This is a genomic window from Bradyrhizobium sp. USDA 3256, from assembly GCF_054058275.1.
The window spans coordinates 4,000,560-4,020,541 of the sequence record NZ_JBSSAE010000002.1 but is presented as its reverse complement, the minus strand read 5'-3'; the positions used below and the strand labels follow the sequence as shown (position 1 = coordinate 4,020,541).

Genomic DNA, 19,982 nt, shown 5'->3' with positions numbered 1-19,982 from the left:
GCGGGGCGAGGTGAAGCGGAGTCCGGTGCTCGCGGCTCGAAGCAAGATCATCCTGCTTCAGTGCCGCGCCAGCAGCACCACGATGATCAGGGCCAGGATCGCGCACAGCACCTTCCAGAAGGTCACGGGATCGCGGTCGTGCAGCGATTTGCGGGTGGTGACGGCGGGGCCGGCCCAGGTCGCGCCGTTTTCCAGTTCGTGTGCGAACTCGATGGCGTCGCCGAAGCGTTGTGCCGGGTCGACGCTGAGCGCCTTGCCGATCACCGCGTCGAGCCAGGCCGGCAGGTCCGGCCGGTAGCGCGACAGCGGCGCGGGCTTGCCGAAGCGCGGCCGCGAGAACGGCTCGATCTCGCCGAACGGATAGTTCGCGGTGAACATGCGATAGACCGTGACGCCGAGCGCGAACAGGTCGGAGGCCTCGTCGCCGGCCTTGCCGCCGAACAGTTCGGGCGCCATGTAGCTTGCGGTGCCCGGAATGTCCTCGGCGGGAAAATCCTCCAGCAGCGGCACCCGCGCGACGCCGAGGTCGACGAGGCGCAACCCGCCGTCCTTCAACAGGATCACGTTGTCGGGCTTGATGTCGCGATGGATGATGCCGGCGCGGTGCAGCGCGGTGACCGCGCGCACCAGCTTGGTCGCGATCGCGATGCCGTCGGTGAGCGACAGCCGCGGCGCGCGGCCAAGCCGCTGCTCGAGCGTTTCGCCCTCGTAGAGCGGCATCGCCGAATAGAGCCTGGTCTGCCGCTCCGCCGGCACCTCGATGATTTCGCCGATCCAGAGGCTGCGCACGCGCGCGGCGACCCAGGCCTCGCGCACGAAGGCGAGGCGGTAGGAGCCTTCGCTCGCGACCCGCGGATGTGGAAACTTCAGCACCACTTCGCGGCCGGCGCGCTTGTCGGTCGCCTTGAACAGGCGGCTGTAGCGTCCGTCGGACAGGACGTCGCCGAGGCTGAAATCGTCGATCGTATCGCCGGTCACCGGCAAATCCAGGATCGGCAGCGTCGCGATCGCGTGCGTAAGATCGTCGCGATCCGCCGGCGGCAGGTCGACGACGTCGAGCACCAGCGCGGTCGTGTTGTCGCTGCTGCCGGCCGCGAGGGCGGCATCGACGATGCCGCGCGCTGACTCGTCGGGCGGCGTGCGCTCCTCCAGCAATTGCTGGAGGCGCAAATCGCCGAGCGCACCGTGAACCCCGTCGCTGCAGATCAGCAGGCGATCATGTTGCCGGAGCCCGAGGGACGTGTAGTCGAAGCGGGCGAACTCCTCGAAACCGATGGCGCGGCTCAGCATGTGGGCGAGGTCGCCGCGGCCGGCGATATGATCCTGCGTCAGGCGTTCCAGCCGACCGTCGCTCAGGCGATAGGCACGGGTGTCGCCGATATGGATCACATGGCATTGCCGCCGTGACAGGATGATCGAGGAGAACGCGCAGGCCATGCCGCTGCGCGCGGCATCGACGCGGCCCTGGCCGTAGATCCAGCTGTTGGCGGCTTCCAGCGCCCGCGCTGCGCGGCGGCGGACGCCGAGCGTCTCGGGCAACGAATAATAGGCGTCGATGAAGCTGCGGACCGCGACCTCCGCGGCCTCGCGTCCGCCCTTGTGGCCGCCCACGCCGTCGGCGACCGCGGCCACGACGTCGCGGTGAACCGCGCCCGGCTGGCCGAGGCTGGCCGCGACATAGTCCTCGTTGGCGGCGCGCTTGCCGGTCTCGCTGGCGAAGCCGACGCGCACCCCCAAGTCCCGTTGCGAACCATTCGCCACGTCCGAGCCCCGTCACGTTGCGGAGCGGAGTCCTCAGACGCGCGCTCCCGATACCGCGCCCCAGGTGGTGCGCCAACGGACCTTGACCATGGCAAGTCCGATGAAGCCAAGCAACGCCAGCCCGCCGAAGAACAGGAAGCCGGCCCCGAAGCCGCCGGTCATGCCCTTGGCGGCGCCGAGCGTCTGGGCGAGGAAGAAACCGCCGACGCCGCCGGCGCAGCCCACGAGCCCGGTCATCAGGCCGATCTCGTGACGGAAGCGCAGCGGGATCAGCTGGAACACCGCGCCGTTGCCCATGCCGAGCGCCAGCACGCCGATCGAGAACAGCAGTACCGAGATCCAGGCAATGCGCGGCAATTCCGTCAACGCCCAGCCGGCCTGCGTCGGCGCGGTCGGGCCCTCCGGCATGAAGGCAATGACGAGATAGGCGGCGACCACGACACCGAACAGGATCGACAGCGAACGAATGCCGCCGATCCGGTCGGCGATCATGCCGCCGACGGGACGGAATCCCGAGCCGAACGCGACAATCAGCGCGACCAGCATGCCCGCCGCGACGCCGGAGACATGATACTGCACGGTGAAATAGAGCGGCAGCGCGTTGGCGAGGCCGACGAAGCCGCCGAAGGTGATGAAGTAGAAGAACATGAACCAGCGGCTGTCGGAATCCTTCAGAAGTGCGCCGTAGGCTTGCAGCGAGACCTTCTTACGCTCGCCCGGCGCGTCCTTGGCTGCAAACGCGTAATAGGCGAGCACCATCAGCATCGGAATAAGCAGGCAGCCGAATACGGCCTGCCAGCCCCAATGCTCGGCAATGGTCGGCGCAAGCAGCGTGTCGAGCACGACGCCCATATTGCCGGCACCGGCGATGCCCATCACCACGCCCTGATATTGCGGCGGATACCAGCGGCTCGCCTGGGGCAGGGCGACGGCAAACGAGGCGCCGCCGACGCCGAGCGCAAGCCCGAACAGCTCGATCGCGAGCTTGCTGGTCAGCCCGAAGTGCCACACTGCAGCAGTCGCGGCGATCACGACGAGCTGGGCGATGATGCCGGTGCGCTTGGCGCCGATGATGTCGGCGAGAATGCCCATCGGCACGCGCAGCAGCGCGCCGGCGAGCACGGGAATGGCAACCAGGGTGAACTTCTCGTTCACGGCCAGATTCATGTCTCGCGCGATGTAGACAATCAGCGGTCCAAGCGCGACCCACGCCATGAAACTGATGTCGAAGTACAGGAACGCGGCAAGCAGTGTCGGCCAGTGACCTGCCTTCTTGAACTCGGCTAGCTTCATCGCAAGCATCTCGCGTTGATGCGGCGGAGGCAGCCGCAAAAGCGCGGCCATCTCGGGCGCAGACAAATGGAATGTTGGTGAATGGTGAGTGCGCTCGTCGTTGAGACGCACTCCGTCAACAGCTGTGGTCAGCAATTACCGTGCCATCGATCCGGTCGTGTCGCTTTGCTGTGCAGTCGCAAGACGTTGCCGCGCAATCGCGAACAGCGTTCCGCCTCCGCGCGTGGCGTGGCTTGCGGCAAATGCCGCCGCGCAAACGCGCACGCTGGTGCTTTTTTGTGCGATGCGCCAAGTCCGTGCGATCGCGCATCAAATGCGATTTCGCGATCGCCATCGCGGCCCGCGATGCTGTGATGCACAAGAGATCATCGGCGTGGCTAAAATTTCGGCCGGCTGTCGGCGCAGCGCGCGGACCGACGGATTTTGATCGGCCGGAAACCTCTTGATTTTGCAGCCGGATTCGCCCGCCACGAGTTGGCACGCGTTTTGAATATCAATCAATAACGGAACATCGGTCGTCATCGAAGACGGTCTGCGCCCGCGGCTGGGCTTCCTACAACTCCAAACCTTTATCGGTGCCCATCAACGACGCACGCCGCGTCGCTGCGCAGCGCCGTCGGAATTGAAAGGCGGACCATGCTCGACAAAGTGACCAAGCAGAAGCTCGTGGTGATCGGCAACGGGATGGCCGGCATTCGGACGGTCGAGGCGCTGCTGGAGCGCGCGCCCGATCTCTACGACATCACGGTGTTCGGCTCCGAGCCCTACGGCAATTACAACCGCATCCTGCTGTCGCCGGTGCTCGCCGGCGAGAAGACCGTCGACGACATCATGCTCAACACCGTCGACTGGTACGAGGACAACAACATCACGCTGCGCAAGGGCGAGACGATCACCATGATCGATCGCCGCACCTGCGAAGTCGTCACCGAAGCCGGCGAGCGGGTGCCCTATGACCGCCTGCTGATCGCGACGGGCTCAAACCCGATCATGCTGCCGCTGCCGGGCAAGGACCTGCCGGGCGTGATCGGCTTCCGCGACATCTATGACGTCGATCGCATGATCAAGGCCTCGACCGACTATCGCAACGCGGTGGTGATCGGCGGCGGCCTGTTGGGCCTCGAAGCCGCCAACGGGCTGATGAAGCGCGGCATGAGCGTCACGGTCGTGCATCTGCTCGACACGCTGATGGAGCGTCAGCTCGATCCGGTGGCCGGCGGCCTGTTGCGCAAGTCGCTGGAAGAGCGCGGCATGGTGTTCAAGATGCCGGCGCAGACCCAGGCCATCCTGGGCGAAGACCGCGTCACCGGCGTGCGGTTCGGCGACGGCACCGAGCTGCCGGCCGATCTCGTGGTGATGGCGGTCGGCATCCGCCCGAATTTCGAGCTCGCCAAGAAGGCCGGGCTGTACTGCGAGCGCGGCATCGTCGTCTCCGACACCATGCAGACCTATGACGGCCGCATCTACGCGGTCGGCGAGTGCGTGCAGCACCGCCGCCAGACCTACGGTCTCGTCGCGCCGCTGTTCGACCAGGCCAAGGTCTGCGCCAACCACCTCGCGATGAAGGGCTTTGCCACCTATGACGGCTCGGTCACCTCGACCAAGCTGAAGGTCACCGGCATCGACCTGTTCTCGGCCGGCGACTTCGCGCCGGGGCCGGACAAGGAGGAGATCGTGCTGCAGGACGCCAACCGCGGCGTCTACAAGCGCATCATCCTGAAGGACAAGAAGATCGTCGGCGCCGTGCTCTATGGCGACACCATCGACGGCCCCTGGTACTTCCAGCATCTGCGTGACGGCACCGACGTCTCGCATATGCGCGAGCGCCTGGTGTTCGGCGCCGCCAATCTCGGCGACGGCGGCGTCAGCGGCCAGAGCTCGGTTGCCGCGATGAGCGACGAGACCGAGATCTGCGGCTGCAACGGCGTCTGCAAGGGTGCCATCGTCAAGGCGATCAGCGAGAAGAAGCTGTTCACGCTCGACGACGTCCGCGCCCATACCAAGGCATCGTCGTCCTGCGGCTCCTGCACCGGGCTCGTCGAGCAGGTCCTGGCGTTCACGCTCGGCGGCGACTATTCGGCGGCGCCGAAGGTCAAGCCGCTGTGCAAATGCACCGATCACAGCCACGACGACGTTCGCCGCGTGATCGTCGAGCAGCAGCTCAAGACCATTCCCGCGGTCATGCGCTTCATGGAGTGGAAGACCCTGAACGGCTGCCACTCCTGCCGTCCGGCGTTGAACTACTATCTGCTTGCGACCTGGCCCGGCGAATATCGCGACGACCAGCAGTCGCGCTTCATCAACGAGCGCGTCCACGCCAACATCCAGAAGGACGGCACCTATTCGGTCGTGCCGCGGATGTGGGGCGGCGTCACGACGCCGAGCGAGCTGCGCGCGATCGCCGACGTCGCCGAGAAGTTCAACATCCCGACGGTGAAGGTCACCGGCGGCCAGCGCATCGACCTGCTCGGCGTCAAGAAGGAGGATCTGCCGGCGGTGTGGGCCGACCTCAACGACGCCGGCATGGTATCGGGCCACGCCTACGCCAAGGGCTTGCGCACGGTGAAGACTTGCGTCGGCTCCGAATGGTGCCGCTTCGGCACCCAGGATTCCACCGGCCTCGGCGTCAAGCTCGAGAAGTTCATGTGGGGCTCGTGGACGCCGGCCAAGGTCAAGCTCGGCGTCTCCGGCTGCCCGCGCAACTGCGCGGAGGCGACCTGCAAGGACGTCGGCGTGGTCTGCGTCGATTCCGGTTACGAGATCCATTTCGCCGGCGCCGCCGGCTTGCACATCAAGGGCACCGAGTTCCTGACCAAGGTCGAGACCGAGGACGAATGCCTCGAGGTGATCGTGGCGCTGACCCAGCTCTACCGCGAGGAGGGCTGGTATCTCGAGCGCATGTACAAATGGTGCGACCGCGTCGGTCTCGAGCAGATCAGGAAGCGGGTGGTCGACGACGTTGCGAACCGCAAGGCGCTGTTCGCCCGCTTTGCCTATTCGCAGCAGTTCGCGCAGACCGATCCGTGGGCCGAGCGTGCCAGCCGCGGCGTCGACCGCAACGAGTTCGCGCCTCTCGCCGAATTGGAGCTCGCATGACCCAGTGGATCGAAATCGGCGCATTGACCGACATTCCGCGGCTCGGCTCGCGCGTGGTGCGCACGCCGGGCGGCAACATCGCGGTGTTCCGGACCGAGAGCGACGAGGTGTTCGCGCTCGACGACCGCTGCCCGCACAAGGGCGGGCCGCTGTCGCAGGGCATCGTGCACAACAAGCGCGTGACCTGTCCGCTGCATAATTTCGTCATCGAGCTGGCGAGCGGGCAGGCGGTCGCGCCCGACGAAGGCTGCACGCATACCCATCCGGCCAAGGTCGAGAACGGCGTGGTCTGGCTGTCGGTGCGGCAGGCGGCTGCGGTGAGCTGAGCGGTCAGGCAATGTCCGTCAAGACCACGTGTCCCTATTGCGGTGTCGGCTGTGGCGTCATCGCGTCGAAGGACGCGGCGGGTGCCGTCACGGTCGAGGGCGACAAGCAGCACCCGGCGAATTTCGGCCGGCTCTGCAGCAAGGGCTCGGCGCTCGCCGAGACCATCGATCTCGACGGACGCCTGCTTGAGCCTGTTGTCGACGGCGCGCCGGCCGCGTGGGACGATGCGATTGGTCGCGTCGCCGATGGCTTTAGCAGGATCATCCGCGAGCACGGGCCCGACGCGGTCGCGTTCTATGTTTCCGGCCAGCTGCTGACCGAGGACTATTACGTCATCAACAAGCTCGCCAAAGGCTTCGTCGGCACCGCCAATATCGACACCAATTCGCGGCTGTGCATGGCCTCCAGCGTCGCCGGGCACAAGCGCGCTTTCGGCAGCGATACCGTGCCGGGCTGCTATGAGGATCTCGAGCAGGCGGACTTGCTCGTGCTGGTAGGCTCCAACGCCGCCTGGTGCCATCCGATCCTGCACCAGCGCATGCTGGCGGCGAAGGAGAAGAACCCGGCCTGCAAGATCGTGGTGATCGATCCGCGCCGCACCGCGACCTGCGAAGGCGCCGATCTGCATCTGCCGCTGCGCTCGGGCAGCGACTCCGTGCTGTTCAACGGGTTGTTCGCCTTCCTCGCCGGCAGCAACGCGGTCGACCGCGACTTTGTCGGCAATTGCACGACGGGGATCGTCGACGCGCTCAAGCAAATCGGCGGCCAGACCGTCGCGCAGACCGCGGCGACCTGCGGCCTGACCGAAGGCGCGGTCGGGCTGTTCTTCGACTGGTTCACGCGCACCGAGCGCGTCGTCACGCTGTATTCGCAAGGCATCAACCAGTCGTCGAGCGGCGTCGACAAGGTCAACGCCATCATCAATTGCCACCTCCTGACTGGACGCATCGGCCGTCCCGGCATGGGTCCGTTCTCGCTGACCGGCCAGCCCAACGCGATGGGCGGCCGCGAGGTCGGCGGGCTCGCCAACCAGCTCGCCGCGCATATGGAGATCGAGAATCCCGCGCACCGCGAGCTGGTGCAGCGGTTCTGGCGTGCGCCAGTGATCGCGGAGAAGGCCGGGCTGAAAGCGGTCGACATGTTCGACGCGATCGCCGACGGCCGCATCAAGGCGGTGTGGATCATCTCGACCAATCCGGTGGTGAGCTTGCCGGATGCCGATCGCGCCCGCGCCGCACTCGACGCCTGCGAGCTCGTCGTGGTGACGGATTGCATGCGCGACACCGACACCACGCGCCATGCCGACGTGCTGCTGCCGGCGCTGGCGTGGGGCGAGAAGGATGGCACCGTCACCAATTCCGAGCGCCGGATCTCGCGGCAGCGGCCGTTTCTCGCGGCGCCGGGCGAGGCGCGCGCCGACTGGCGCATCATCTGCGACGTCGCCGGTCGGATGGGATATTCGGGCTTCGACTACGCCTCGGTCGCCGAAGTGTTCCGCGAGCACGCCGAACTGTCGGGCTTCGAGAATAGCGGCCGGCGCGATTTCGATATCTCGGCGCTGGCGGCGCTCGACGACGGCGCTTATGACGCGCTGGCGCCGGTGCAGTGGCCGGTGACATCAGACCATCCGGCCGGCACGCCGCGGATGTTCGAGAGCCAGCAATTCTTAACGCCGGACCGCAAGGCGCGCTTCGTGCCGGTGGCGCCGCGCGCGGCGCGCCACGCCACCAGCCGCGACTTTCCGCTGGTGCTCAACACCGGCCGCGTGCGCGATCAGTGGCACACCATGACCCGGACCGGCAAAACCGGACGATTGATGGCGCATGTTTTCGAGCCCTATGCCGAGTTTCACCCCGAGGATGCGCGACAGGCCGGGCTGCAAAACGAGGGTCTGGTGCGGCTGACCAGCAGCTGGGGCGAGATGATCGCGCGCGTCGTGGTCAGCGCCGACCAGCGCCGCGGCTGCGTGTTCGTGCCGATGCACTGGAACGCGGAGTTCGCCGGCAAGGGACGCGTCAACGCGCTGGTCAATCCGGCGACGGATCCGCTGTCCGGCCAGCCTGAGTCCAAGCACACGCCGGTCAAGGCCGATCCTTACGCGCCGAAATGGCACGCCTTCATCCTGAGCCGTGACGCGATCAGGCGTCCGGCAAGCGGCTATTGGGTTTACGGCAAGGCCGGCGATTGCACGCGGCTGGAGCTCGCGCTCGACACTCGCCCGGAGAGCTGGCGCGACTGGGCGAGGGCACAGCTCGGCCTCGAAGGTGTCGAGATCGAATGGCTCGCCTATCGCGATCCGGCGGCGGGACGCTTCCGCTACGCGGCGGTGCGCGACGGCCGGCTCGAGGGCTGCGTGTTCATCGCGCCCGATCACACGCTGCCATCGCGGGCCTGGCTGACCGGGCTGTTCGCCGAGCAGCAATTGTCGGCCAATGCGCGGATGTCGCTGCTCGCCGGACGGCCGTTCGGCGCGGGCGAGGATGTCGGCCCGATCGTCTGCTCCTGCTTCAGCGTCGGACGGCACCAGATCACCGCCGAGATCAGGAAGGGCGCCGACAGCGTCGATGCGATCGGCCGCTGCCTCAAGGCCGGCACCAATTGCGGCGGCTGCAAGCCCGAGATCGGCAAGCTGATCGGCGCCACCGCACAGCCGCGGCAGGCGATCGCATCCTGAGCCGCTTGATCCGCTCGGTGTCCGAGGCCTCTTTGAGCATGATCTTCTCGGAAAACCGCTTCGCACTTTTCCGGATCATGCTCTAGCAGCCGCGGCAGATGCTCTTCAGCTTGCTGTTGAGCAGGCGGTCCTCCTCATCCGAGGCTGCCTTGGTATAGGCATCGTTGCCGCGGCGTCTGTCCTCAGCAAATCCGCCGGCGCTATCGGCGCCGCCCGCGTGCATGCCGTGACTGTGCCCGCCGCCATGGCCGCGGCCGCCGCGCGCGTCCACCGGCGGCATTGCGGCCGCAAACAGCGTCAGCAGCAGCCCGACCGTCGTGATCGTCCGCATGGTTTCCTCCCCGTCGCGGCAAAATACCGCTGACGCTGCGGCAAATCGGTGTCGGCCATCTTCACAATTTCGCGTGGCGGCAATCGCCCGATTCTCGCAGCCGGTTCCCCGGGGCTGCCCCCCCGGTGCGTCGCACATAGGCCGTCCGGGGATGGCTTCATGCCGACAATGCAGTGCTCGCCACACCAAAATGGTGTATCGGCAGGCTTGAGCGCGCCCGGGCAGCGGTCGCGCGCCGAATAATCAAGATATCGCAAGATTTGGAGGAAGGTTCATGTCGGCTCTGCCACTCTCGGGCATCAAGATTCTCGACCTGACGCGGGTGCTCGCGGGCCCGCTGTCGGCCCAGATGCTGGCGGATCTCGGCGCCGAGGTTATCAAGATCGAACGACCCGGCGGCGGCGACGACGCCCGCGCCTTCGGCCCGCCCTATCTCGCCGATCCTGAAGGCAAGCAGAACAACAACAACTCGTTCTACCTCTGCGCCAACCGCAACAAGAAGTCGGTCACCGTCAACATTGCCAAGCCGGAAGGGCAGGCGATCATCCGCGAGCTCGCCAAGACCGCGGACGTGATGATGGAGAACTACAAGGTCGGCGACCTCAAGCGTTACGGCCTCGACTACGAGACCATCAAGCAGCTCAACCCAGGCATCATCTATTGCTCGGTGACGGGTTTCGGCCAGACCGGGCCTTACGCGCCGCGCGCCGGCTATGACGCGATCCTGCAGGCGATGGGCGGGTTAATGAGCGTCACCGGCCATATCGACGGCGAGCCCGGTGAGGGCCCGATGAAGGTCGGCCCCTCGATCGTCGACTACATGACCGGCATGAACACCTCGATCGGCATCCTCTCGGCGCTCTACCATCGCGACGCCAACAACGGGGAAGGGCAGCATATCGACGTCTGCCTGTTCGACACCGTGATCGCGTCGCTGTCGCACTGGCTGCAGATCTACCTCGTCAATGGCAAGACCCCGCCGCGCCGCGGCACCTGGGGCAATGGCGGCATGCCGGCCGGCGTATTCCGCTGCACCGACGGCGAGCTGATGCTGGTGGTCGGCAATGACGGCCAGTTCCAGCGCACCTGCGCCGTGCTCGGCGAGCCCGAGCTCGCGAACGACAAGCGCTTCGTCAAGAACAACGACCGCGTCGTGCACGGCAAGGAGATCATGGCGATCTTCGCCGGGCTGTTCCTGAAGCACCCGGTGGCCTACTGGCTGGAGAAGCTCGAGGAGGCCGGCGTGCCGTCGGGCCCGATCAACAATTTCGAGCAGGTCTTCAGCGATCCGCACGTGCAGTCGCGCGGCATGCGGGTCAAGGTCGACCATCCCTTCGAGCCCAACCTGTCGCTGATCCGCAACGCGCTGACCTTCTCGGGCACGCCGATCACCGAATACCGCGCCCCCCCGCTGCTCGGCGCCGACACCAAGGAAGTCCTGGCGACCATCGGCTATGACGACGCCAAGGTCGAGGGACTGAAGGCGCAGGGGATTCTGTAGGCGCTGACTTCGAGGCCGCGGGCGGTGGAGTTTCTCCGTCATCCTGAGGTGCGAGCTCTTGCGAGCCTCGAAGGATGAACAGCCCCGCTGGTGGCCGTCGACCCTTCGAGACGCGCGCAAGGGCGCGCTCCTCAGGGTGACGGGACCAGGGTCGTCATTCCGCAGAAACACTTCGGCCGATGTCGAACCATCATTGACATCCGCCTGTTAGATTGGCGCCATCGATCCCTCATCGAAGGTGCCAATCATGAAACGCGAAGTGGTCCGCGTCGAGCCGATCTCGAACTGGCTGGAACGCTGGAAGGCGCCGGCATCGGCGGTCACGCGCGCCGGCAACATGGTGTTCGTCTCCGGCCTGCCACCGTTCGATCCCGCAACCGGCGAGATCGCCGCCGGCGCGTCGATCGAGCGGCAGAGCGAGCTGGTGATGGAGCAGCTCAAGCAATGCCTCGAGGCTGCGGGTGCCACGCTCGACAATGTGATGAAGTGCAACGTGTTCTGCACCTCGGCAAAGCACTTCACAACCTTCAACGCAGTCTATGCAAGGTACTTCCCGCACCAGCCGCCGGCGCGGATCTTCGTCTGCATCCCGGAATGGACCGGGCCGTTCGACGTCGAGATCGACTGCATCGCGATGGTCTAGGGGCAGGGCGCCGTAGCGGCATCCTCGCTTCAGAGATCCTGCCGCGTCAGCCGCCCGTGCATCGCGACCGTTCGCGGCGCCGGCTTGCTCGGCACGTCGCCCATCGTCAGTGCCAACACCGAGACCGTGACCACGCGGTCGATGATGGCGCGGACGTCGTCGAGGTCGCATTTGCCTTCCGACAGCCGCAGCAGGCGTTCCTTCTCGCGGATGGTGTGGTGCGCCATCGCGAGTGCGAAGTGCAGGCCCCAATAGAGCTCGGTGTCGCTGCTCGCCGGCATCGCGCGGCGCATCGCGGCGGCGAACTTGCGCAAGTGATCGACCTCGCGATTCTTGATGCGGCGGATCGGCGGCACGGATTCGATCGAGGCGCGGATCATGAAGCGCGCCGCGGTCGAGCCCTCGCGATCCGGCCCGAGGCAGCCGCGCAGGGTGGGGCCGACGAGGGCGCGCATGATGTCCTCGATCGAGGCGCGGCCGCCGCCGTTTTCCTCCGCCGCCCGCAGTTCGTTGAGACGCTCGCGGTTGGTCTGGATGCTGCGGGTGACGAACAGCTCCGCGATCAATTCGTCCTTGGAGCCGAAATGATAGTTCACCGCCGCGAGGTTGACGTTCGCCTCCGCGACGATGTCGCGCAGCGTGACGTCGCCGAAGCCGCGGTCAGCATAGAGCCGCTCGGCGGCGGCGAGAATGGCGGATCGGGTCTGGTCGCTGGCCATGGCTGAGAGCCTCCGGTCATTCCGGGGCGATGCGCAGCATCGAACCCGGAATCTCGCTCCACAATTTCCGGATTCCGGGTTCAGCCCTGCGGGCTGCCTCGGAATGACGAACGCGAGGTTGCATTTCAAACATTTGTATGAAACTATCGTTTGAAGAGCCGGAAATGTCAATCCGCTGATCGCGGGCGGTCTTCCGGCACACCACCGCCGCCCTTCCGCGAACGCCCTTGCGAGCCGCGGAGGCGGGGTCAACAATGTCGATAAATGGCTGCGGCCCAAGTTCACGGCCCAAGTTAGCGGCCCAAGTCTAGGAAACGAGGAGCGTCCCATGGATTTCACGATGTCGCCCAAGCAGAAGGAGTGGCTGGAGCGCGTTCAGGCCTTCATGAAAACGCATGTCCGCCCGGCCGTGCCGATCTACGAGAAGCAGGACGCCGAGGGCCCGCGCTGGAAGGTGATCCCGATCCTCGAGGATCTGAAGAAGAAGGCGAAGGCCGAAGGCCTCTGGAACATGTTCATGCCGCCGTCCTCGCATGAGGACGACGAATTCCATGGCGCGGGATTGACCAATCTCGAATACGCGCTGCTGTCGGAAGAGATGGGTCGCATCTCCTGGGCGTCCGAAGTGTTCAACTGCTCCGCCCCCGATACCGGCAACATGGAAGTGTTCATCCGCTACGGCACCAAGGAGCAGAAGCGCAAATGGCTGCGCCCGCTGATGGACGGCGAGATCCGCTCCGCCTTCCTGATGACCGAGCCTGCGGTTGCTTCGTCCGACGCCACCAACATCGAGACCCGCATCGAGAAGGATGGCGATCACTACGTCATCAACGGCCGCAAATGGTGGTCGTCGGGCGTCGGCGATCCCCGCTGCAAGATCGCGATCCTGATGGGCAAGACCGACTTCAACGCCGCCAAGCATCAGCAGCAGTCGCAGATCCTGGTGCCGCTCGACACCCCCGGCATCAAGGTCGAGAAGATGCTGCCGGTGTTCGGTTTCGACGATGCGCCGCACGGCCACGCCCAGGTGCTGCTCGAGAATGTGCGCGTGCCGAAGGAAAACATCCTGCTCGGCGAGGGCCGCGGCTTCGAGATCGCGCAGGGCCGGCTCGGTCCGGGCCGTATCCATCACTGCATGCGCACCGTCGGCCAGGCCGAGGAGGCGCTGGAGAAGATGGTGAAGCGGCTCGCCTCGCGCACCGCGTTCGGCAAGAAGATCATCGAGCATTCGGTCTGGGAGCAGCGCATCGGCGATGCCCGCACCGACATCGAGATGAACCGTCTGCTCTGCCTCAAGGCCGCCGACATGATGGACAAGGTCGGCAACAAGACCGCGCAGGCCGAGATCGCGATGATCAAGGTCGCGGCGCCCAACATGGCGCTCAAGATCATCGACCAGGCGATTCAGGCCTTTGGTGGCGGCGGCGTCTCCGACGACGCAGGCCTCGCCCGCGCCTATGCCCACATCCGCACGCTCCGTCTCGCCGACGGTCCGGACGAGGTGCACAATCGCGCCATTGCCAGACTTGAACTTCGGAAGTATGCAAACACGTCGCACTGAGCATGATGCGGAACGCATGGCGTTCGCGCGCACATCGTGCTCAGAATGAAAAGAGAGATCAGGCTGGCGTGCCAGCCTGATTGAGGGAGCGCCCCGACGCGCTCCTTGAAAAATCGAGTTGAGGGAGCGTCATCGTGGCGGACGGCGTCAGGAAAGACGAAGAATTTTCCGGCACAAGGGAAGTCGAGGAGCGCCATCGTATCAACGAGGCCAGTCTCGACGCCTGGATGAGGGAACACGTCGAAGGCTATCGGGGCCCGCTCACGGTCCTGCAGTTCAAGGGTGGCCAGTCCAACCCGACCTACAAGCTGGAGACTCCCGGCCGCAACTACGTGATGCGGCGCAAGCCGTTCGGTAAATTGTTGCCGTCGGCGCATGCGGTCGATCGCGAGTTCCGCGTGATCGCGGCGCTTGGCAAGCAGAATTTCCCGGTCGCGAAAGCCTACGCGCTGTGCACCGACGACGCGGTGATCGGCTCGGCCTTCTACATCATGTCGATGGAGGAGGGGCGGGTGTTCTGGGATCCGACGCTGCCGAGCCAGGAGCCCGACGCGCGCCGCAAGATCTTCGCCAGCAAGATCGAGACGCTGGCCAAGCTTCATCTGTTCAATCCCGAGACGATCGGCCTCGGCGACTTCGGCAAGCCCGGCAATTATTTTGCGCGGCAGGTCGATCGCTGGACCAAGCAGTACCGCGCCTCCGAAACCCAGCACATTCCCGAATTCGAGAAGCTCGCCGAGTGGCTGCCGAAAACCGTTCCGGAGCAGAAGCGCGTCTCGATCGTTCATGGCGACTATCGCCTCGACAACATGATCTTCCACGCCACCGAGCCGCGGGTGCAGGCGGTGCTCGACTGGGAACTGTCGACGCTCGGCGATCCCATGGCCGACTTCACCTACCTCTTGATGCAGTGGACCATGCCGGGCCTCGTCAATGCCGACCTCAAGGCATTGAACATTCCGAGCCAGGATGAGGCGGCGCAGATCTACTGCGACGTGACCGGCATCCCGGTGCCCGACCTGAACTGGTATTTCTCCTACAATCTCTTCCGTCTTGCCGGCATCACGCAGGGCATTGCGGGGCGGGTGCGCGACGGCACCGCGTCGAATGCCAAGGCCCTCGAGTCGGCCAAGCGCACCGTGCCGCTGTCGCAGGCGTCATGGGAATATGCGCAGAAGGCCGGCGCAACTTGATCCAAGAAAGCGGCGCGGTCCTCAGGGTTCGCGCCGCTTCTCTTTCTACCTCGCCTCGCGGCGGGGAGAGGTCGGACCGCATGCAGCGAAGCGAAATGCGATCCGGGTGAGGGAGTACCGGACTATCCACGCACATCGCTTGCGGAGAGAACACCTCACCGAAATCCCCGAAGAGCGGCCTTCGCTCGTCTCGAATCCCGGAAGAACGGGGCGAAGGAGCTGTAGGCCGATCGCGATTCCAAGTTCGCGCCGCCGCTGCACGGTGCGGCATGTTTCCGCATTGTAGCCATCTGTGACTTGAGTTCGCGCTGCCGCTTTGGCAAGTCAGTCCGGTCAACGCCCGCCCTGGTCCTGATCGGACATTTTCATTTTGACCCTTTCCTCCAATCTTCGCGGCAGCCTGTTCATGGCTGCGGCCATGGCCAGCTTCACGGTCAACGACACCATCACGAAGGCGGTGTCGGCGGAGCTCAATATCGGCGAGATCCTGCTGGTGCGCGGCCTGGTCGCGATGGTGCTGGTCGCGGCGCTCGCCTGGTACCGTGACGCGCTGCGCAGTTTCAGCGTGCTGCTGATCTGGCCGGTCGGGCTGCGCGTTCTTGGCGAGATCGGCGGCACGCTGACCTATCTCTCGGCGATCGCGCAGATCCCGCTCGCCAATGCCTCGGCGATCTTCCAGGCGCTGCCGCTGGTCATCACGCTCGGCGCGGCGCTGGTGTTCGGTGAGCCGGTCGGCTGGCGACGCTGGCTTGCGATCGCAGCCGGCTTCATCGGCGTGCTCGTCATCGTTCGGCCCGGCGCGGAAGGCTTCAGCCAGGCTGCGCTGCTGGCGCTGGCGTCGGTCGGGTTCTGCGCGGTGCGCGATCTCGCGACCCGCCGCATCCCGAAGCATCTGCCGACGGTGTTCATCACGCTGCTCACCACCGTGACCGTGACGACGGCAGGTGCTGTCGTCCTTGTCCCGCTCGGCGGCTGGCGGGCGCCGTCCGGCAATGCGCTCGGCCTGCTCACATTGGCCGCGGTCCTGATCCTGATCGGTTATCAGTGCATCATCGTGTCACTGCGCACCGGCGACATCTCGGCGGTGGCGCCGTTCCGCTACACCGCGCTGCCGTGGGCGATGCTGACGGGCTATCTCGCCTTCGGCCACCAGCCCGACGGTCCGATGCTCGCGGGTGCCGCGATCATCGTCGCTTCCGGCCTTTATGCCTTCTACCGCGAGCGCAAGCGCGACAAGCTCCGTCCCGCCGCGACCGGACCGGGCCTGCCGCCGGATGGGCTGTGAGGCATCCGTGATCCGTAGGATGGGTGGAGCGCAGCGATACCCATCATGACGCCGCTGATACGAGGTGATGGGTTTCGCTTCGCTCTACCCATCCTACGCAATCATTTGCGAATCACTTCGCACAATGTGCGATCAGCCGTGCGACGAATGCGCCGCAAGCCTCGAGCTGCGACATCTCGACGAACTCGTCCGGCGTATGCGCCTGTGCGATCGAGCCGGGGCCGACCACGACGGACGGCACGTCCGCCATGCTGACGAACAGGCTGGCCTCGGTGCCGAAGGCGACCTTGGCGTGGTCGTTGCGGCCAGCAAATTGCTTGGCGAGCGTGACGATGGCGGCGTCGGCGGCGGTGTCGAGTGCGGGATAATCGAGGATCTCCTCGAAGTCGATGCCGCATTCCGGGTGCCGCTTGCGCATGTCAGGCTCGATCTCGGCCTTCGCCCAGGCGATGATCGCGTCCGTCACCTCTCTCGACTCGGTGATGCCGATGCCGCGGCATTCGAATTCCACCACGCAACTGTCGGGCACGATGTTCAGCGCGGCGCCGCCGTGCACGATGCTGGTGAGCAGGGTCGAGTGCGGGACATCGTAGAGGCTGCCTTGTTCGGCATCCGCGGCCAGCAACGCGGCGCGGCGGCGGATCTCGGTGATGAGGTCGGCGGCATATTCGATGGCGTTGACGCCGTCGGGCGCGATCGAGGAGTGGCGGGCGAGCCCGCGGAAGGTGGCGCGCACGCCGTGCTTGCCTTTGTGCCCGATGATCACCTGCATCTGGGTCGGCTCGCCAACGAAACAGCCGAGCGGCTTGATCGGCTTGCGCGCGACCTCGCGCAGCATCGGCCGCACGCCGACGCAACCGATCTCCTCGTCATAGGAGATGGCAAGATTGATCGGCGTCTTCAGATCGGCCGCGAGCATCTCGGGAACCATCGCGAGGCAAACGGCGACAAAGCCTTTCATATCGGTGGTGCCGCGGCCGTACAGCCGGCCATCGCGCTCGACGAGCTCGAACGGGTTGTGGCTCCAGTCCTGTCCCACAACCGGCACGACATCGGTATGCCCCGACAGCACCAGCCCGGCCTTGTCCTCGGGACCGATCGTGACCCACAACGAGGATTTCTGACCGGTTTCATCGACGATGCGTTGCCCCGTGAGGCCAAGCGAGGCGAGGTAGCGCTCGATGTAGTCGATCAGGGGCAGATTGCTGCGGTCGCTGACGGTGTCGAAGGCGACGAGGTCGGCCAATAGCTTGCGGATGCGGTCGGAACGTTGATTTTGCATTGCCTGTTCGTTTGCGAGGGGATTGTGCGAGGAACTACGCGTGTACGGGCGATCCTCCCAGCGAAGTATAGCAGCTGGTTGGCCTGCCAAGGCCAAGCAATATTCGGACCGTTGCCGGCGGTTATTGCAGGTCCAGGCCTGTAGGATGGGGAGAGCGAAGCGAAACCCATCGAATATATCCGCGCGGCGAGATGATGGGTCTCGTGGAGCTTATCATCGGGTCGCGCGCGTTGCGCGGACCTAGGGCGGAACGAAAGGCAAGACTTGGGCGATTCAAGACTCGGGCGATTCATGTCGCGAGAATGCGAAACCGTATCCCCATTCTCGGCTGTCATCCGCCCGGCTCGGACCGGGCGATCCAGTACGTCGCGGCCTCTCGGCTCAAGCACAGACGTCTCTGGAATACTGGATCACCCGCGCGTGCGCGGGTGATGACACCGCGCATTTGTCATCATGAATCGGAGACCATCCACTGCCGTCGTCCCGGCGAAGGCCGGGACCCATAACCGCGCGACGTCGGAACGACGAGTCCCGCTCACAACCCCGGCTGCGGAGTATGGGTCCCTGCTTTCGCAGGGACGACAGTGGTGGACGTGGCCGCGTCACCACGCCATTCGGACTTCACCGGCCCAGCGAACGGAGAGCGGCCTCGCTAGATCGGCTTGCCCGCATACGGCATCGATGCGGTGAGGCCGCCGTCGACCGGGATGGCCTGGCCGTTGACGTAGGACGCATCATCGCTTGCCAGGAACAATCCCATCGCGGCGAGCTCGTGCGGCTGGCCGGCGCGCTTGAGCGGATTGAGCTGGCCGATCTTGTCCTGGGTGCCGCGCTCCTTGGCGCGATCGAACACCGGCTTGGTCATGCCGGTTTCGATCAGGCCCGGGCACACCGCATTGATGCGCACGCCGGTGCCGGAGAGCGAGTAGGCGGTGGTCTGCACCAGGCTGATGACGCCGGCCTTGCTCGCGCCGTAGGGATGTCCGCTGGCACCCGACTTCAGGCCCGCGACGGAAGCGGTGCAGACGATCGAGCCAAAGCCCTGCCTGGTCATGTGCGGGATCGAATGCTTGATCGCGAGGAACGGGCCGATCAAATTGACGCGCAGCACTTCCTGCCAGTGTTCGACGGTCTGGTCGGCGAGCGGGACGAGGCCGCCGCTGACACCGGCATTGGCCCAGATCGCATCGAGCTTGCCGTACTTCGAAACCGCCTTCTCGATGAAGGCCTTCACGTCGCTCTCCGAGCCGGCATCGGCGGTGACGGCCTCGACGGTGCCGCCGGCATCGCGCACCAGCTTGGCGGTCTCGTTCACGCCCTCGGTTCGATCGACCGCGATCAGCTTGGCGCCTTCCCTCGTGAACAGCAGCGAGGCGGCGCGGCCGATGCCGCTGCCAGCGCCGGTGATGATGACGGATTTGCCTTCGAGGCGACCCATGAGTTTCTCCCTGTTCACGTGATCCGTGGCGCCTCTGCCGCGCGACGGAATTCAAACAAAATTTCAAACGTCCGAAGCACTTGAGACGATGTGCGGCGTGACGTACAGCGAGACGGGACACTATTGAAGGGCTCATCCGATGTCCAATCCAGACAAGCCTGACGTAAAGGTGACGCGGTGGTGGTGGGTTCGCCACGCGCCGGTGCGCAGCGACGGCGGCAACATTTACGGACAGGAGGATATCGACTGCGACACCGGCGATGTCGAAGTGTTCGAGGCGGTCGCCAAAATGCTGCCGCGCGATGCGGTCTGGTATTCGAGCAATTTGAAGCGCACGCACAAGACCGCGGACGCGATCTGGGCTGCCGGGTTTCCAAAGCCGGAAAGCATGACGCAGGAACGCGACTTCGCCGAGCAGCATCTCGGCCAGTGGCAGGGTATGAACCGCGCCGCGTTTCTCGCCAGTCGTCCGCCGGGTACGGCCTGGTTCGCCGACGTCAACGATCCCGCGCCCGGCGGCGAGAGCTACATGGATCTCTACACCCGCGTCTGCCGCACCATTGTGCGGATCACCGCCGCGGAAGCGGGCAGGAATATCATCGCCGTCGGCCATGGCGGCGTGATCAAGGCCGCGGTCGGGCTGGCGCTCGGCGGCCAGCCGGACAGGGGGCTGTCGTTCGATATCGATAATGTCTCGGTGACGCGACTTGATCACATCGCGAGCGCAGGCCTGTCGACCTGGCGCTTGCCGATGGTGAACCAGCAGCCGTGGATTGCCGATCCGCGCCACGCCGCGATGCATCAGCCATCCGGGCCTGAAGTCAGGCCGGCGAGCAAGCTTGCGTGATTGCTGCTATCGCAACCCCACGACGCTGCTT

16 protein-coding genes are annotated in these 19,982 nt (G+C 65.5%); 9 read left to right on the top strand and 7 right to left on the bottom strand.

Features of this window, described 5'->3' with window-relative positions:
- Window positions 1-57: 57 nt before the first annotated feature.
- The 3 genes from ACVWY5_RS20760 to ACVWY5_RS20750 all read right to left on the bottom strand — a co-directional run bounded on the left by ACVWY5_RS20760 (window position 58) and on the right by ACVWY5_RS20750 (window position 3,576).
- Window positions 58-1,731 (bottom strand): bifunctional protein-serine/threonine kinase/phosphatase, encoded by a 1,674-nt coding sequence (locus tag ACVWY5_RS20760; RefSeq protein ID WP_028335425.1) that lies wholly within the window; start codon window positions 1,729-1,731, stop codon window positions 58-60.
- 63 nt (window positions 1,732-1,794) lie between these two features.
- A complete protein-coding gene (locus ACVWY5_RS20755) occupies window positions 1,795-3,054 on the bottom strand; it encodes an MFS transporter (protein WP_028335426.1) in 1,260 nt (419 codons plus the stop codon).
- 309 nt (window positions 3,055-3,363) lie between these two features.
- Complete coding sequence (locus ACVWY5_RS20750) at window positions 3,364-3,576, bottom strand: hypothetical protein (RefSeq protein WP_321176901.1); 213 nt, start codon at window positions 3,574-3,576, stop codon at window positions 3,364-3,366.
- A 114-nt stretch (window positions 3,577-3,690) separates the two neighbouring features.
- Between ACVWY5_RS20750 and nirB the strand changes: the two genes are divergently transcribed.
- From nirB to ACVWY5_RS20735, 3 genes are read left to right on the top strand one after another with little or no spacing between them, the layout of a single operon-like run.
- Window positions 3,691-6,150, top strand: coding sequence for a nitrite reductase large subunit NirB (nirB, locus tag ACVWY5_RS20745; RefSeq protein WP_028335428.1), 2,460 nt, complete (start codon window positions 3,691-3,693; stop codon window positions 6,148-6,150).
- On the top strand, window positions 6,147-6,476 hold the full coding sequence (nirD, locus tag ACVWY5_RS20740) for a nitrite reductase small subunit NirD (protein WP_028335429.1): 330 nt from the start codon (window positions 6,147-6,149) through the stop codon (window positions 6,474-6,476). The genes nirB and nirD overlap by 4 nt, the downstream gene beginning before the upstream one ends.
- A gap of 11 nt (window positions 6,477-6,487) precedes the next feature.
- A complete protein-coding gene (locus tag ACVWY5_RS20735; RefSeq protein WP_038377661.1) occupies window positions 6,488-9,151 on the top strand; it encodes a nitrate reductase in 2,664 nt (887 codons plus the stop codon).
- Window positions 9,152-9,233: 82 nt separating this feature from the next.
- On the opposite strand, the gene ACVWY5_RS20730 is transcribed toward ACVWY5_RS20735, so the two are convergent.
- A complete protein-coding gene (locus tag ACVWY5_RS20730; protein WP_028335431.1) occupies window positions 9,234-9,482 on the bottom strand; it encodes a hypothetical protein in 249 nt (82 codons plus the stop codon).
- A gap of 274 nt (window positions 9,483-9,756) precedes the next feature.
- Between ACVWY5_RS20730 and ACVWY5_RS20725 the strand changes: the two genes are divergently transcribed.
- Window positions 9,757-10,983 (top strand): CaiB/BaiF CoA transferase family protein, encoded by a 1,227-nt coding sequence (locus ACVWY5_RS20725; protein ID WP_028335432.1) that lies wholly within the window; start codon window positions 9,757-9,759, stop codon window positions 10,981-10,983.
- 247 nt (window positions 10,984-11,230) lie between these two features.
- The gene (locus tag ACVWY5_RS20720; protein ID WP_028335433.1) at window positions 11,231-11,626 is read left to right on the top strand and encodes a Rid family hydrolase; all 396 of its coding nucleotides are present in this window, start codon (window positions 11,231-11,233) and stop codon (window positions 11,624-11,626) included.
- Window positions 11,627-11,655: 29 nt separating this feature from the next.
- Here the strand turns inward: ACVWY5_RS20720 and ACVWY5_RS20715 are convergent, their stop codons facing one another.
- Window positions 11,656-12,345 (bottom strand): TetR/AcrR family transcriptional regulator, encoded by a 690-nt coding sequence (locus ACVWY5_RS20715; RefSeq protein ID WP_028335434.1) that lies wholly within the window; start codon window positions 12,343-12,345, stop codon window positions 11,656-11,658.
- A gap of 328 nt (window positions 12,346-12,673) precedes the next feature.
- On the opposite strand from ACVWY5_RS20715, the gene ACVWY5_RS20710 reads away from it, so the two are divergent.
- The 3 genes from ACVWY5_RS20710 (at window position 12,674) to ACVWY5_RS20700 (ending at window position 16,384) form a co-directional block, all read left to right on the top strand.
- Window positions 12,674-13,906, top strand: coding sequence for an acyl-CoA dehydrogenase family protein (locus ACVWY5_RS20710; protein WP_028335435.1), 1,233 nt, complete (start codon window positions 12,674-12,676; stop codon window positions 13,904-13,906).
- Between the two features lie 134 nt (window positions 13,907-14,040).
- Window positions 14,041-15,099, top strand: a complete 1,059-nt coding sequence (locus ACVWY5_RS20705) for a phosphotransferase family protein (protein WP_028335436.1) — start codon at window positions 14,041-14,043, stop codon at window positions 15,097-15,099.
- 370 nt (window positions 15,100-15,469) lie between these two features.
- Window positions 15,470-16,384, top strand: coding sequence for a DMT family transporter (locus ACVWY5_RS20700; RefSeq protein WP_028335437.1), 915 nt, complete (start codon window positions 15,470-15,472; stop codon window positions 16,382-16,384).
- Between the two features lie 112 nt (window positions 16,385-16,496).
- Here the strand turns inward: ACVWY5_RS20700 and argE are convergent, their stop codons facing one another.
- On the bottom strand, window positions 16,497-17,666 hold the full coding sequence (argE, locus tag ACVWY5_RS20695; protein ID WP_028335438.1) for an acetylornithine deacetylase: 1,170 nt from the start codon (window positions 17,664-17,666) through the stop codon (window positions 16,497-16,499).
- 652 nt (window positions 17,667-18,318) lie between these two features.
- Window positions 18,319-19,104 carry an SDR family NAD(P)-dependent oxidoreductase gene (locus ACVWY5_RS20690; RefSeq protein WP_028335439.1) on the bottom strand — a complete coding sequence of 262 codons (786 nt, stop codon included), beginning with the start codon at window positions 19,102-19,104 and terminating at the stop codon, window positions 18,319-18,321.
- 139 nt (window positions 19,105-19,243) lie between these two features.
- Between ACVWY5_RS20690 and ACVWY5_RS20685 the strand changes: the two genes are divergently transcribed.
- Window positions 19,244-19,951 carry a histidine phosphatase family protein gene (locus ACVWY5_RS20685; RefSeq protein WP_028335440.1) on the top strand — a complete coding sequence of 236 codons (708 nt, stop codon included), beginning with the start codon at window positions 19,244-19,246 and terminating at the stop codon, window positions 19,949-19,951.
- Window positions 19,952-19,982 lie beyond the last annotated feature (31 nt).